General features: G+C 58.8%; 12 protein-coding genes. 10 read left to right on the plus strand and 2 right to left on the minus strand.

Annotated elements, in window-relative coordinates:
* Positions 1-101 precede the first annotated feature (101 nt).
* The 10 genes from FOM02_RS09945 to FOM02_RS09985 all read left to right on the plus strand — a co-directional run bounded on the left by FOM02_RS09945 (position 102) and on the right by FOM02_RS09985 (position 12,848).
* Positions 102-1,316, plus strand: a complete 1,215-nt coding sequence (locus FOM02_RS09945) for a virulence-associated E family protein (protein ID WP_265441727.1) — start codon at positions 102-104, stop codon at positions 1,314-1,316.
* 171 nt (positions 1,317-1,487) lie between these two features.
* Positions 1,488-2,078, plus strand: coding sequence for a hypothetical protein (locus FOM02_RS09950; RefSeq protein ID WP_265441728.1), 591 nt, complete (start codon positions 1,488-1,490; stop codon positions 2,076-2,078).
* Positions 2,008-2,241 (plus strand): HGGxSTG domain-containing protein, encoded by a 234-nt coding sequence (locus FOM02_RS46785; protein ID WP_322596985.1) that lies wholly within the window; start codon positions 2,008-2,010, stop codon positions 2,239-2,241. The genes FOM02_RS09950 and FOM02_RS46785 overlap by 71 nt, the downstream gene beginning before the upstream one ends.
* Positions 2,242-2,279: 38 nt before the next feature.
* Positions 2,280-2,858 carry a hypothetical protein gene (locus FOM02_RS09955; RefSeq protein ID WP_265441729.1) on the plus strand — a complete coding sequence of 193 codons (579 nt, stop codon included), beginning with the start codon at positions 2,280-2,282 and terminating at the stop codon, positions 2,856-2,858.
* A gap of 163 nt (positions 2,859-3,021) precedes the next feature.
* Complete coding sequence (locus tag FOM02_RS09960; protein WP_265441730.1) at positions 3,022-5,661, plus strand: type I restriction-modification system subunit M; 2,640 nt, start codon at positions 3,022-3,024, stop codon at positions 5,659-5,661.
* Positions 5,654-6,976: a restriction endonuclease subunit S gene (locus FOM02_RS09965; RefSeq protein WP_265441731.1), complete on the plus strand. Its 1,323-nt coding sequence runs from the start codon at positions 5,654-5,656 to the stop codon at positions 6,974-6,976. Before FOM02_RS09960 ends, FOM02_RS09965 begins: the two co-directional genes overlap by 8 nt.
* A complete protein-coding gene (locus tag FOM02_RS09970; RefSeq protein ID WP_265441732.1) occupies positions 6,973-10,230 on the plus strand; it encodes a type I restriction endonuclease subunit R in 3,258 nt (1,085 codons plus the stop codon). The genes FOM02_RS09965 and FOM02_RS09970 overlap by 4 nt, the downstream gene beginning before the upstream one ends.
* Positions 10,227-10,928: a M48 family metallopeptidase gene (locus FOM02_RS09975; RefSeq protein ID WP_265441733.1), complete on the plus strand. Its 702-nt coding sequence runs from the start codon at positions 10,227-10,229 to the stop codon at positions 10,926-10,928. Before FOM02_RS09970 ends, FOM02_RS09975 begins: the two co-directional genes overlap by 4 nt.
* A 138-nt stretch (positions 10,929-11,066) precedes the next feature.
* Positions 11,067-11,735: a recombinase family protein gene (locus FOM02_RS09980; protein WP_265441734.1), complete on the plus strand. Its 669-nt coding sequence runs from the start codon at positions 11,067-11,069 to the stop codon at positions 11,733-11,735.
* Positions 11,736-12,146: 411 nt separating this feature from the next.
* Complete coding sequence (locus tag FOM02_RS09985; RefSeq protein ID WP_265441735.1) at positions 12,147-12,848, plus strand: NYN domain-containing protein; 702 nt, start codon at positions 12,147-12,149, stop codon at positions 12,846-12,848.
* Positions 12,849-13,456: 608 nt separating this feature from the next.
* On the opposite strand, the gene FOM02_RS09990 is transcribed toward FOM02_RS09985, so the two are convergent.
* Together FOM02_RS09990 and FOM02_RS09995 are read right to left on the minus strand one after the other, a co-directional pair.
* Positions 13,457-14,005, minus strand: a complete 549-nt coding sequence (locus FOM02_RS09990; protein WP_265441736.1) for a hypothetical protein — start codon at positions 14,003-14,005, stop codon at positions 13,457-13,459.
* A 293-nt stretch (positions 14,006-14,298) separates the two neighbouring features.
* A complete protein-coding gene (locus tag FOM02_RS09995; RefSeq protein WP_265441737.1) occupies positions 14,299-14,643 on the minus strand; it encodes a YybH family protein in 345 nt (114 codons plus the stop codon).
* Positions 14,644-15,529 lie beyond the last annotated feature (886 nt).

The raw sequence follows: 15,529 nt of genomic DNA on the forward strand, positions 1-15,529 counted from the left end.
TCGCTGATCGCTCTTCAAGCGGCCATGCTGAGTCGGATCTACTGTTTTGGCTACACCACTGCCTGCACCATCGCCAGCCTCGCCTTCGCGGGAGGCCCGCGATGAATGTCATTGCTCAATTCCCGGTCAAAGATACGTGGCTGGCTCAATGTATCAGCGAGAATGGCAAACCGCTCCCGATCGTCACCAATGCGCTGGTCGCCCTCCGGCGAGATCCGAACATCAGCGACGCCTTCGCTTATGACGAGATGCAGCGTTGCGTCATGCTGCTGCACGAGATCGGCCAGCCGTTCGCGCCATTCAATTCTAGGCCCGTGGTGGACGAGGACGTCACAATAGTGACGGAGTATCTTCAGAAGGCAGGCATCCGCAGGATCGCCCGCGATACGGTACGCGATGCGGTCAATGCCTGGGCGCGCGAGCGCAGCTTCCATCCCATCCGCGATTGGCTTCAGAGCCTTATCTGGGACGGCCAGAAGCGCGTCAACGTATGGATGACGACTAAGCTTGGAGCCGCGCTCAATCCCTACACCCAGGCGATCGGGAAGATGTTCCTGATTTCCCTGGTCGCCCGGATCTGCGAACCCGGAGCCAAGGTGGACTACATGGTAGTCCTTGAGGGTACCCAGGGCGCCATGAAGTCCTCGGCCTGCGCCATACTGGGTGGCGACTATTACTCTGACAATCTTCCCGAGATCGGCGAAGGCAAGGACGTCTCTCAACATCTTCGTGGCAAGTGGCTGATCGAGATCGGGGAGATGCACGCCTTGAAGCGCGCCGAAAGCGCGCAGCTCAAGGCGTTCATTACGCGGCAGGTCGAGCGTTACCGGCCTAGCTACGGCCGCTTCGAGGTCACAGAGCCTCGGCAGTGCGTATTCATCGGCACCACCAACAAGGACGCGTATCTCCGTGACGAAACTGGAGGACGTCGGTTTTGGCCCGTAAAAGTTGGGCAGATTGATACCGCAGGGTTAGCTGAAGATCGCGAACAACTCTTCGCGGAGGCGGTTCACCTCTACAAAGAGGGCGAGCCATGGTGGCCAGATCGCAATTTCGAACGGCAGCATATCAGGCCGGAGCAGGAGGCGCGCTTCGAAGCCGACGCCTGGCAGGACCCCATCGAGAACTACCTCGCGACCCAGCACAAGGTAACCGTCGGTCAAGTTGCCAAGGAGGCCCTGTTCATGGAGGCCGCCAGGATCGGCACGGCGGACCAGCGCCGGATCACCGGCATCATGGAGCACCTCTGCTGGAAGCGGGACAACGATGGCAAGCCCGACTGGCAAGGCAAGAGGTGGTGGATCAAGGCGGACTGACCACAGCGCACTGCGCACCACAGCCCACTTTCCAATAGAGGGTTGGTGGCTATGGAGCTTCTATAGGGAAATACGCTGTTCTGCGCTGTGTGCGCTGTGGTGGGATCTGAATGAGGGACGACCGGATTGATTAACTTACTTGCAAGCAGCGAGCCTTTCGAGAGGACGTGAATGAACGCACCGAAAACACGGGTCGCCAACGATCCCGAGGACCGAAAAGGGCGGCTGAAAGATCTCGGCGGATCGCAATCGGATCACTGGAACAAGATTCTTGCCAATCAAGCACTCCAGTCGCTCTGGGTGAAGAACTCCAGCCAGGAAGACCGCGACAAGCAATTGAGCGCCACCCTTGCCGCGCTTGCCGGGATCGGGCCGAAGGACGAACTGGAAGGCATGATGGCGGCGCAGCTAATAGCCGCCCACAACGCTGCGATGGAATGCTACCGGCGCGCCATGATCGGCGAACAGACCTTCGAGGGACGACACGAGAACCTCGCCCAGGCCGGCAAGCTGTCGCGCACCTATGCGGCGTTGCTCGAAGCCTTGAACCGCCATCGCGGCAAAGGCCAGCAAAAAGTCACGGTTGAGCACGTCCACGTTCATGCGGGCGGGCAGGCAGTGGTCGGAATGGTCGAGCCCTTGGGGGGCAGGGGCGAGGCGAAAACGGAGGATCAACCCCATGCACTTGGATATGCACCGCGCGAAGAGATGCGGAGCGCGGACGCGAGCGGGCAAGCCTTGCCAATCACCCGCGATGAGTAATGGAAGGTGCCGGATGCATGGCGGGCGGTCTCCAGGCGCTCCCAAGGGCAACAGAAACGCCTTCAAGCACGGCCGGTACAGCGCAGACGCGATTGAACGCCGGCGCGGAATTTCGACGTTGCTTGCCGCAATGAAGGATACGACCCGGCAAATAATCGAATAGGCGGCGCCAAAATGCCGCGATCGAGAGTACGAGTTTGTTTGCAGGACGGCCTGAAGCTGGACCTGAACCGTCTTGTTCGCAAGCAATTCATCAAGCCAGGCGCGAACATCGGCGTTCGGGGCATTACTTGGACGCACTCGTATTGGGGTGAAATTGCCACTGGCGTGATTAGCGCCGAGATGAGCGGCCAAGCCGAAGGCTGGCTTCGCATCCAGCTTGGCAGCTTAGACCAGCGGATCATTCTTGTTTCGCGTCCTCGCCATTTCGGCGGCCGACAATGGTATTTTGTGTGCCCTGTCATGAACCGGCTCGCGTCTGTCCTGTGGAGGCCGGCGGGCGCGACGCGATTTTGCAGTCGGCAAACCTGGGGCCGACAAGTCGCCTACCAATCCCAATTCAACGATGCGACGAACCGCGCTCACGCTGGAAAGGTCCGAATCAAGTCACGACTGATAGCGAGTCTAGATCCAGATGAATGGGATTTCCCACCGAAACCGAAATGGATGCGTTGGGCCACTTACAAACGGTACGAAGCCCAGTACGATCACTTTGAGGATGTGCTGGACTATGGCTGTGTATCACTGCTAGCAAAGTTGATGGCCAAAAATATCGTTTGAATTCAATGGATAGAATCAAGTTAGACAACAGATTTCGATTTGCTGGCTTGCCGGCGGACGAGCAGCAGTTGATCGGGGATAAGCGGTGAAATTACGGGGCAAAAGATAATCAGTTCCTTTTGAAGGACGGATTGTCATCGACACAGGGCGCGATCGGTTTCAAATGACCAAGCTAACTCTTTCTCAGCTAACAAGTCTGCTCTTCAAGGCGTGCGACGAGCTCCGCGGCAACATGGATGCCTCGGAGTACAAGGAGTACATCTTCGGCGTTCTATTTCTGAAACGATGCAGCGACCTGTTCGATCAGCAGCGCGAGAAGCTCACGGCCAGTTTGCGCGCTCGGGGCCTTGATGGCGAACGGCTCGAAGCCCTGTTGGAAAGTCGAGACCAGTACACCTTCTATGTACCGCTATTATCGCGCTGGGAGAGAATCCGCCACCTAAAGGAGGACGTTGGTAACGCGCTCAATTCCGCACTCGGTGAGCTTGAGCGGAATAACAAGGATCAGCTTGAGGATGTGCTTGAACACATCAATTTCAACCGCAAGATCGGACAACGCACGCTTAGCGACGACACGCTGGTCGATTTCATCCAGGTGTTCGAGAGCATCCCTCTGCGCGACGAGAACTTCGAGTTTCCCGACCTGCTTGGCGCCGCCTACGAATACCTGATCAAATACTTTGCTGACTCGGCCGGCAAGAAAGCGGGTGAGTTCTACACCCCCGCAGATGTTGTCCGCACGATGGTCGAGATCGTCGACCCGCAGCCGGGCATGAGCATTTATGATCCGACGGTCGGCTCGGGCGGCATGCTGATCCAGTCACGCGATTACGTCCGCGACAACGGCGGCGATCCCAATAACCTCTCGCTCGCCGGGCAGGAATCGCAGGGGACGACCTGGTCGATCTGCCGAATGAACATGATCCTGCACGACATCCAGTCGGCGGACATCCGGCAGGAGAACACACTGACCAAGCCCCAGCACCGGGCCGCCGACGGCGAATTAATGCGCTTCGATCGGGTGCTCGCCAATCCGCCGTTCAGCCAAAACTACAGCGCTAACGATATGGAGTTCGCAGGCCGGTTTGTGAAATGGATGCCGGAGAAGGGCAAGAAGGCAGACCTGATGTTCGTCCAGCACATGCTGGCGGTGCTCAAAAGCGAGGGCCGCATGGCAACGGTGATGCCGCACGGTGTGCTGTTTCGCGGCGGCGAGGAGAAGGACGCGAGGGAACATTTCATCAAGCAGGGATGGCTCGATGCGGTCATCGGCCTGCCGCCCAGCCTGTTCTACGGTACCGGCATCCCAGCCTGTATCCTCGTAATGAACAAGGAGCATGCTGAGATCCGAAAGGACGTGCTTTTCATCAATGCAGACCGGGAATATCGCGAAGGCAAAGCGCAAAACTTCCTACGCCCCGAGGACATGTCGAAGATCGTCGATGTGTATCGGCGGCGGAAGGATGTGCCGGGCTATGCCCGTGTTGTGCCCATTTCGGAGATCGAAGCCGAAGAGTTCAACTGCAACATCCGCCGCTATGTCGACAATGCGCCGCCGCCAGAGTCGCAGGATGTACGCGCGCATATTCATGGTGGCGTGCCCGTGGCGGAAGTTGATGCGCTGGAACGCTTCTGGCTCAACTATGAGGGTCTGCGCGAAACGTGCTTCTCGCTGCGCGCAAGCGATGCGGCCTATTGCGATTTTGCTGCCGCGCTCGCCGCAAAGAGCGACATCGCTGAGCTGATTAAGGTCCATCCCAGCGTATCGGCTACACATCAGGGGTTCATGAGCCGGCTGATGCAGTGGTGGCAGGCGAACGAGCCGGCCATCGCCCAGCTTGCACCGGCGGATGCGGCGGCAGGAGGACGCGGCGGGAATGTCTATGCACTCCGCCGGGCGTTAGTGACGGACATCGACGCAGCGTTTGCCGACCAGTTGTTGCTCAATCCCTTCCAGATTCGCGGGGCCATGGCACGCTATGTCGATAGCCTGAAGACCGACCTGAAGTCGGTCGCGGCAAGCGGCTGGGGAGCGGAGCTGATCCCCGACGACGAAATCCTGCAAAGCGAATTTCCGGAGCTGATCGAGGAGCTGGCGACGAAGCGAGCCCGAATAGACGAGGTGCAGGCGCTTTTTGCCGCTGCCGATGACGAAGGCTATGAGGACGAGGATGACAGCGGCGTTCTCGCCTCAGCCGAGGTCAAGCGGCTGAAGGATTTGCTCAAGACGCAAGGTGCGGAGCTGAAGGCACTGGTCAGGGCGGCGCAAGGGGCTGCGTCTGACCTGGTTGCCGAAGTGGGGTTACCCAAGGCGGCTGCGAAACTGGGCAAGCTGGGCGACCCTGATTTTGAAGCCGCGCACCGGCTGGCGGCGGAGGCAGACAGGGTGGGCAGCACCTCGCAATTTGCCGCGCCGGTCCGGGCACTGGCCCAACAGGGGCGGGCAATTGTTGACGCGCTGGCCGATGCGGAAAACAGGCTCGCTCGGCACAAGGCGCTGGAGGAGGAAGCCAAGATTCTGAAGGCTTCGCTGCGCGCGGCTGAAAAGAAACGGGAGGAACTGGTCGCCGCCGCCCGTGAAAAGATAACCCCTGAAGCCGCGCGGAGCCAGATTCTCGCCCGCTTCCGCAACACTCTGTTCGAAACTTACCGCGCCTATCTCAATGCCGATCGGCGGACAGTGGCGGCTGCGGTTGCGAAGCTGTACGACAAGTATGCGGTGACGGTGCGAGACATCGAGGGAAAACGCGCCATGGCGGCGGCCGAGCTGAACGGCTTTATGAAAGCGCTTGGCTATGTCTGACTGGATCGAGAAGCCGCTCGCGCAACTGATCAGCCCGCTTGAAACCGGGAAGCGCCCCGCAGGTGGCGTAAGCGCGGAAACTGAAGGTGTACCAAGTCTCGGAGGCGAGAACATCGACGCCGATGGCAAGATGTCGTATTCAAACGTGAATAGAATTTTGCTTGCCTACGCCCGTCTTTTGAAAAAGGGGAAGGTGAAATCGGGCGACACTCTCATCAACAAGGACGGCGCTCAGACAGGCAAGGTAGCTCAATATGATGGACGGTTTGCAGATGCCTGGATCAACGAGCACGTCTTTATCGTAAGAGCTGATCCAAATAAGATTGATGCTGGTTACCTATTTTACTCAATACTTGATGGCCGCGCACAAAATCAGATTGCGAGACGAATTACAGGTTCCGCTCAACCCGGCTTGAACTCGGATTTCGCCAAGGCCGTAACCCTGCGTCTGCCGCGCGATATCAACCTACAGGCCAAGATCGCTGGCATTCTCCAATTGCTCGACGTTCAGATAGAGGCGACAGAGGCCTTGATTGCTAAGCAGGAACAAGTGCGCACAGGGCTGATGCAGGACCTGTTCACGCGCGGCGTCGACGAACACGGTCAGCTCCGTCCGCCCCACCAAGAAGCCCCGCAATTCTACCACCAGACCCAACTAGGCTGGCTGCCGAAGGAGTGGGATACTAGCAGCATCCTGCGTTATTGCACGGAATCCCGGCAGGCTATCCTGACAGGCCCATTTGGGGCGGACCTAGGATCTGCTGATTTTGTCGATGACGGCGTTCCGTTGCTGCGGATTGGTAATGTCCAGGATCGTCATCTAAGGTTAGACGATTTGCTGTTTGTATCGGAAGGCAAGGCGCTACAGCTCGCGAAATATCGAATCACGCCAAACGATCTGTTGTTCGCCCGGCAAGGCGCTACAACGGGGCGCAATGCACTAGCGAGCCAGGAAGTCGACGGTGCTCTGATTAATTATCACATCATTCGAGTTTCGCTTGACCCAACGAAATGCAACCCGCGATTCGTTGAATCGATGTTCAACAGCTGGCTGATCACTCACCAGATTGAGCGGTCGAAGGGACGAGGCACTCGTGAGGGGATCAATACCCAGCAAATAACCTCCCTCCGCTTTCCCGGTCCCATGGTCGCAGAGCAAAATCGTATTACTGCAATCCTTAATGAGGCGATGGCTGCGATCGAAGCAATGAAGGGTGAAATCGCCAAACTGCGTCTCCAAAAGGAGGGCATGATGCAAGACCTGCTTACTGGCAAGGTTTCCGTCACGCCTCTGCTTGGAGCTGTCGCCGCATGAGTGAATACGCCCATGTCGAAAAGCCGTTGCTGACTCAGCTTGCTGGGCTCGGATGGAGGGTAATTGACCAGGGCTGCCAGATGATTCCGCAGGACCCAGTGACTTCGCTGCGGTCAAGCTTTCGCGATCTGATCCTCCCACAGGTGTTCCGCGACAGCGTCCGCGCGCTTAATCCGCTGCCCGATGGCCGCGAATGGTTGACCGAACGGCAATTGGCAGGACTGATCGATGATATCTTCCGCCAGCCGGGTAAGAGCCTGCTCGATGCCAACGAGTCGGTACAGGCGCTGTTGCTCAAGGCGCAGGTGGACCGCAACGAGCTGACCGGCGAGAAGGACCCGACCGTCCGCCTGATCGATTTTGCCAATCCAGAGCGCAACAGCTTCCACGTCATCAACCAGTTCCGCGTCGATACGCCGGGGTGCGTGAAAGGCTTCATCATCCCCGACGTCGTGATGTTCGTGAACGGCCTGCCGCTGGTGGTGATCGAGGCCAAGATTGGCGACGCCAACACCGCGAACCCGATGCACGAGGCCTTCGTGCAATTGCAGCGCTATCGCGACGCCCGTCCGGAAACCGGACGCGCCGGGTTGCGTGAGGGCGAGCCGAAGTTGTTCTACCCCAACCTCGCCGTGATCCGCACCTGCGGCGAGGCGGCGGAGTTCGGCACGATCAGTTCGGCCCCTGAACATTTCTACGGTTGGCGCAACATCTGGCCGGAGACTTATGGTGCGATCATCCCGCCACTGGGTGAGGTCCGCGCTCAGGAGGAACTGGCGCAGGGCCTGCTCAACCCGCATTGCCTGCTCGACATGCTGCGCACCTGCTCAGTGTTCATGGACCTGCCCAACGGCAAGCGGGTCAAGGTGCTCGCCCGCTATCAGCAGCACCGCGCCGCCCGCCGCATCGTCGAGCGTCTGCGCGCCGGCAAGACGCCGATGGCGCGCAGCGGGGTCGTCTGGCACACGCAGGGCTCGGGTAAGTCGCTTACCATGGTCTTCGTCGGCCGGATGCTGCGCGCCAGCCGCGATCTCAACGACATCAAGATTCTTATGGTGGTCGACCGCACCGATCTGGAAGACCAGCTATCCGATACTGCTAAGCTGATCGGGGGGAAGATCAACCTAGTCGACAGCCGCACCGCGGTGCGCGACGTGCTCGCGTCTCCCGCCTCCGACGTGAACATGGTGATGGTCCACAAATTCGTCGAGGCGAAGGACGACTTTCCCGACGATTTGCGCGAAAAGCTGGGGCGCTATGCCCCGCCGCCCAGCGCCGAGACTTTCGGCGTCGTCAACGAGTCCCCGCGCATCCTCATCATGGTGGACGAGGCGCACCGCACGCAAGGGTCCGACATGGGAGACAATTTGTTCGAGGCGTTTCCCAATGCCGCCCGCGTTGCCTTCACCGGAACCCCGTTGATCACCGAACGGCATGGTGGCAAGCAAACCGTGAAGCGGTTCGGCGAATATATCGACACCTACAAGCTTATGGATTCGGTGGAGGACGGGGCTACCCTTCAAATCCTCTACGAAGGGCGAACTGCCAACACCGCCCTGCGCGACAAGGCTGAGTTCGACTCGGCATTCGAGGATCTCTTCGCCGACCGCTCGGCCGAAGACCTACTCGCCATCAAGAAGAAGTATGGAGCCACTGGCGACATTCTCGAAGCGGAAGACCGCATCGGCGCCATCGCGCGCGATCTGGTCGGCCACTACATCGACAACATCCTGCCCAACGGGTTCAAGGCGCAGGTCGTCTGCCATTCTAAGCTGGCCGCAGTGCGATACCAGCGCGCCTTGCGGAAGGCCTTGCAGGAACGGCTAGAGGCGGAACGTGCAAAGCAAGAACCCGATATTGATCTGATCAGTCGGATTGCCTTCCTCAAGGTGGCGGTCGTGGTGTCGTCGGACGCGACCAACGAAGCTGCAGAAATCACCGCTGCCCGCAAAGAAGCGCGGGAATGGAACGCGGTCGAGAACTTTTGCAAGCCGTTCAATCTCGATGATTATGACAAGGCCAACACCGGCATTGCCTTCCTCGTCGTGTGTGACATGCTTTTGACGGGCTTCGACGCCCCGATCGAGCAGGTCATGTACATCGACAAGCGACTGAAAGAGCACAACCTGCTCCAGGCTATCGCCCGCGTGAACCGCGTGACGCAAGGCAAACAGCGGGGGTTCATCGTCGACTATATCGGCCTCGCCAACCACCTCACTGACGCGCTGAAAATCTACGCCAGCGAGGACCTCGCCGACCTTCAGGCCGGGTTGAAGAATCTGACCTCGGAACTGCCGATTCTGGAAGAACGCTATCGTCGGCTGCTGCAGCATTTCCAGGGACTGGGTGTGCGCGATATCGAGCCGTTTCTCACCGGCGCACTTGGCAATCCAACCGAGGAAGTTCGTGTTGTCCACAAGGCCGTGGACGCACTTGAACCCATCAAGGCGCGAGCAGACTTCGAGGTCTATCTCAAGAAGTTCCTGACGAGCCTCGACCTCATTCTGCCAGGCGCCGCGGCGCATCGATATCGCGGGCCGGCGAGGCGGCTGGGCTATCTGATGCGCATGACTAAGGAGCGGTACAAGGACGACTCCATTGATTTTGCAGGAGTTGGCGAAAAGGTCGCCGCGCTGATCAACAAGCACCTCGTGGAACTGGGGGTCGATCCCAAAATTCCCCCGGTCGAATTGCTGAACCAGGATTTTGTCGAGCAGGTAACGGGGCACGCGCAGGGAAGTTCCCGAGCGAAGGCAAGCGAGATGGAGCACGCCATCCGCAAGCACTGCACCATCCATTTTGACGAAGACCCGGCCTTCTTCAAGCGGATGAGCGAGAAGCTCGACACGATCATCGCAAAACATGGCGATGACTGGAAGGCGTTGGCCGAACACTACGAAGAACTGCGATCGGAGATCAGGGCGGGGCGCGGTAAGACGATGGCCGAGCACCCTCCCGAAGTGCTCGTCTTTCGTGATAACCTCCGCGACTTGATTGGTGACGGGGCCACGCTTTCGGTCGAGGATGCCGCCCTGCTGGATGCGCTCTCTTCTCGCCTGGTTGGCGTCATCCGTGAATCCATTTCGATCGTCGATTTCTGGCGTAAGCCAGATCAGGTGCGTCGCCTCAGAGCAACTATCGATACTGAGCTGATGGTCTCTGGCATCGGCTTTGTTCAGGATCAGCACCAACGTATCGCCGTGGAATTGACCAGGCTTGCCGAGAAGCGTCACGCGGAGTTGCTTCGGTCATGAAGATGTGCGCCCAGGATATTGAGTTCACGCTGATCCGTAGCGACCGGAAAACAGCGGACATCGTGATCGAGCGTTCGGGCGACGTGATCGTTCGCGCGCCCGCCGGGATCGACGACGAAAAGGTTCGCGAAGCAGTCGCAGACCGGGCGCTGTGGGTACATCGTTCACTTGCGGAATGGGAAGAGCTGAATTCCAGCCGCAGGCACCGGCCACTGGTTCAAGGTCAGGGCTTCGCCTATCTTGGCCGATCCTATCGATTGAAGTTCGTCGCCGATGCTGACGTTCCACTGAGCCTCAAGAACGGACGTTGGGAATTGTCGGAGGCCTTTGTCGCAAGAGAAGGCGAGCCTGCCGTGCGCAAGGCGTTTCGGGACTTTTACATCATGAGAGGCACCCAGATTTTCGCGCAGAGGATTCAAAGCCTTGCACCGTTGGTGGGCGTGGAGCCCGGTGAGGTCGCCGTCAAAGAATTAGGCTACCATTGGGCATCATGCGGCGCGGGCGGCGCGTTGAACTTCCACTGGAAGACGCTGATGGCTCCGCAGACTGTCATTGACTACATCGTGGTGCACGAACTCTGCCACCTGCGCCACCGCGATCATTCAGATGCATTTTGGAATGAGGTGGACAAGGTGCTGCCGCGATACCGCGAGCGGAAGCATTGGCTCAGAGTGAACGGGGCTGCGCTGGATCTGTAGGCTGCGATAGTTTAGCTGAGTTTCAACGCTGCTTTAGCCGAGCGCCGCCGGGGCGTTTCGCGACCCGATAGGCTTGCAAACCGACTTATAGCCTGTTACAAATCAATCAACGAAGGTTGACTGGTTTGTGAGGACGGCATGGCAGACGGAAAATGGATCAGCTATCTCCGCGTTTCGACCGATCGGCAGGGAAAATCTGGCTTGGGCATCGAGGCTCAGCGTAACGGCGTGGCTGAATATCTTAATGGCGGCAATTGGTCGCTGGTGAAGGAGTTCGTCGAGGTCGAGAGCGGCAAGCGCACCGATCGCCCAAAGCTTGACGAGGCTATCAAGGCTTGCCGCATCTATGGAGCCAAGCTGGTCATCGCGAAACTGGACCGGCTATCCCGCGACGCCCACTTCCTGCTGGGCTTGGAAAAAGCGGGGGTCGACTTCGTCGCGGCCGATATGCCGAACGCTAATCGGCTGACTGTGGGTATCATGGCGATGGTCGCCGAAGAAGAGCGCCGCATGATTAGCAAGCGCACAATAGACGCGCTGGCTGCTGCTAAAAGGCGAGGGACCAAGCTCGGCGGTGATCGGGGCGTCGTTCCGACTAAAAAGGCGCGGGAAATGGCTGCCAGGACGCTCCAGGAGCGGGCCAACGCAAGGGCTTCAGACTTGGAGCCTATCATTAGCGAGCTACGGGCGGCGGGCAAAACGTCGCTCAGGGCGATCGCTGAAGGGTTGAACGAGGCGGGGATTCTGACGCCGCGGAATAGAAAATGGTCTGCAGTCCAAGTGCAGCGCGTATTGAGCCGAATCTGATTGGGGCAATCCTGCGACGTAGTACCCGGCGGTCCCGAGCAGTCGATTCAGCCAGCTACATTGAATACCGAACCTGCGGCGGCGGATAGCGCCGGTTCACCCGGTTAACCACCGGCTTTAGCAGAAGTTGGATAACTACTTTGCAGCGATCGCGCTGTCGCGCATTGAACCTCTGCCCTCCCCATGAAGCCGTGCGCACGACTCCGCGAAGGCGCTGGGCTTAGCTGACAAGGCCTGGACCAATGCCAGCTTGTGGACGCCGCGCTCGCTGGCCCTGCGTGGCCACGGAGACCCCGGAGATTTCCGGTAATTCAGGGTGGTAAAAGCTACTTCAGGTTCGCCATAGGGTTGAAATATTCTAGCTTTTCAGGTTCCAATACCCTTGATTTCGGGGGTATTTGCGCTATGTGTATGCCTATCGACGCCACTGGTTTACCGGTGGCCCCCGGCGGCCCTAGTGCCGCCGGAACTGTTTTAAGAGCAGCCGTATATATCGACGGCTTCAACCTTTACCATGCCATCGCTGACCTAGGCGCCCCTCATTTGAAGTGGGTAAACCTACGCGCTTTATCGGAACGGATAATCCGCAAAGGTGAACGGCTTGAACGTGTGGTTTGGTGCACCGCGGTCAATACAAAAAACACCCAAAAGATGTTGCGATGGCGCGCTTATAAGAAAGCTCAAGAATCTGTTGGCGTTGCTGTACTGGTAGGCCACTTCACAGAGGAGCCGCGCCGCTGCCATCAAGGACACGACTATTTCCACCCCACTGAAAAAGAGGGTGATGTAAACCTCGCGATCAGTGTGATTAGCGACGGTCATTTGAACGTGTACGACGTCGCTTACGTTGTTACGGCGGATTCTGACCAAGTTGCTACAGCGAAGATGGTGATGGATCGGTTGCCCGAAAAACAATTTATTTCGGTCGCACCGCCCGGTCGTAGTCACAGCAAGGAAATCATCACCAACAGCGACGACACCCGCGTTATCCGACGCGAGACCCTTGAGAACTGCCTTTTTGACGGACCTACGATTATCAAAGGCGGCGAGCTCATAGCGGCGCGACCACCCCTCTACGCTCCCCCCGAAGGCTGGCAACCAGCCGCGATCTAGTGGCATACCTTGAAAACCCTAGTGGCCTAAGGCGAAGAAACTCAGCGCGTAAGCAAATCTCGTCCGCTATCCGCTGCTAAGCTGACCTCAACGAGGGGCGTCGCCACTTCGCAGATGGGCCATGTGTGAACGGCTCCTGGTTGGCAAGGAGAATCTTCACTTTGCGGCGTTAGTCGGAGCGGGAGACTAGCAGTCCAATTCCTTCTCGCAATGATCCTGATGAACGAGGTTCGATCAACGGAACGTCGTCGACGCTAGTCGCGACCTAACCCGGTTGACCGTGACCGCATGCCACTGGCCGCCAGCCGGAGTCGGGACGCCGCGGCAGTTCAGCTCAGCGGCCTGCTCTCGGAGCGACAGGTTGACGAGCTCGGCGAGGACCGGCCGCAGAGAGGCGGCGGCCTTACTCTGCCTAAGCGGGAAAACTTGGCACACCGAGGAACAAAAGACTGAGCGACGCGTCGGTTTAGCGCCTCCAGCCGAGGTTACCCCCCCAACTGGAGGAAAACCCGCGTCCGCGCGGGTTGGCGGCCCCCGATTGGGGCCGCTTTGATTTAAGAAACTGCAATACCGCCCGACGCTACACGCCCCCGGCGCGCGACGTGCCATCACTGCGAATGCGGCGACGGCACTGAAGCTCGCTGCCGCTCTTCAGTTGAAACGCTCTTCCCTTCACGTGCTTCAGCATCCTGGTCCTGCGCATTGTCAGGTGAGGTTGGGATCGAACTGTTCACGCGCGCTTGCAGGGCAATAACGGCAAAAACCCACGCGATCATCCAACAAATGAACCAAGGCAAAAGGCCAAAGCCCTTGCCAGCCACTAAGCAGGCTGCAAAGGAAAATGCGTAAGACAGGAAAGGCCATTTGCGGGGCCCCCCGCCCACGAGCACTGCTCCGATCGACACAAGGAACGGGAGGAAGGAGACGGCGACGAGCCCAATGAGTTCGGTCGTGACCATGGCGCGGGTACCACCCTCAGGAGAGCTTCCCAGCGTATTATCGAAGTCGGACTCGAGCGAAGCTGGATCGCGGGTTAACCTTGATAGGTTCAATGCGACCTTTCCCGCTGGGTCCAATCCCGAGAGCACGATCCGGCTCAAAGCGCTGGCGAGGAGCGAGACGGTCACGGTGATGATCGTGCAGGTCAGGCCGACCACCAGGCCGTCCCGCGCTCGATCTCTCGCCTGAGGAAAAGCGGGATGGCTCAACTGCAGGGGCCGCCAGCTTAACTGCGAGGTCTTTGGCGGTGCGAATTTGCTCGGCGCGGCGGGCGAGGTCTTCATAGATCTCGGCCGCGCGGCTCAGAATTTCCTTTGTTTGCTGGTGCAATGCATTGTCGGCCTTCACCCAAAACTTCTCCGCCCGATTGCGCCAATACTTGGGCGTGTGCATGCGTTCGATCCCCATGAAGCCACTCCCATGCTAATGGTCGCGCAGCCACAGACTCTGCTTAGCACGAGCTCGCGCAGTCCTGTTGGAGCGGACCGCAGCTCAAGGTCTTGATCTTTCCGGCAGCGTCAAACGACAACAACGCCTTCACTACAGTTTTCCCGCTGATATACGAGATCAATGTCCCACCGTGCGAGGGCTGAAGATCGTCCAGCTCGGTAGCGGGGCGCTCCCTCAGACGAGCAGCCCAGTAGGCTCGGAGGCCGTCTCTGCCACTGATGGTCAGTTCGTCACACCCGCAGCTGACCACCGCATCCTCGGCATACATTTCGAGTAATGCTTCGATATCACCCGCACGACAGGCATCCAGCCAGTCGACGGCGGCGGCCATCGCGTCAAAGGACATACAAGCACCTCCATGCGGACGGAAGGGTTGGCCGGACTACCCAGCCAGCTCTCTTAGCCCAATCGATGCTTCCACTTTGATGATCGTGCTTAGGTCAGGCCATATGCCGAATGCCTTAGGGTCGTCGGGCACGGCCGGCTCGAGATCCACGAGAGCGCAACTTACGGTGCTGGCGACAGGCGAAGGAGGTCTATTGGTGAAGCTGGAAGGTCGATGGAGCTGAGGCACCACGCTTGCGTCTCGCAAAAAGCGGCCCAACTTGGGGGCTGAGTTGGGGCCGATACTACGCAGTAGGCCAAAGCCGATGGGGTCGTGCCGGCCCAAGGCTCAACGTGCACAGGGCTCGGGCGCTCTAGCGATATGCAATCGATGTAGGGGGTGGCGCGAGATGGATTCACATTTGATGCCGCGGGAACTAGGAACTAGGGCACGGGGAAGATTCAGCAAGCTGGGGCTGGCTCCATAGTCCACCTAGATCGTTTTCTCCCGGTTCATTTTGACCATGCGAGGCCGCAGCGATTGAGATCGCTGCGGCCTTCGTCGTCACAGCGAACGGCCCGAATTTGCAGCCGGCGTCCGGTATGCCGTGGGGTGTAGGCCGGGGTCGCTGGAGGCGCTTAGTGTCGGTTGCACCAAAAAAGGTGCGCCTACTCACGGGCCGAACGGCTGCTCTCTTCGCTTTCGCACAATTCCGCTGCCTATTTTTCCCGAGCTGATTCACATAAGCAAATGCAGGCCAGGAATGGGCGCGAGCAAATGCAGGCCAGGAATGGGCGCGGCCTACTCGTCGGTCCGCAGGAAGTGGGCGCTATGGTGAGCAAAATTGCGCAGTCCCCGAGCCGATTTCTCATTCGGATCGGAGGCGACGGTTGGATGGTCTACGATC

The organism is Bradyrhizobium sp. SEMIA (assembly GCF_014844175.1).
GTDB classification, from domain to species: Bacteria; Pseudomonadota; Alphaproteobacteria; order Rhizobiales; family Xanthobacteraceae; genus Bradyrhizobium; species Bradyrhizobium arachidis.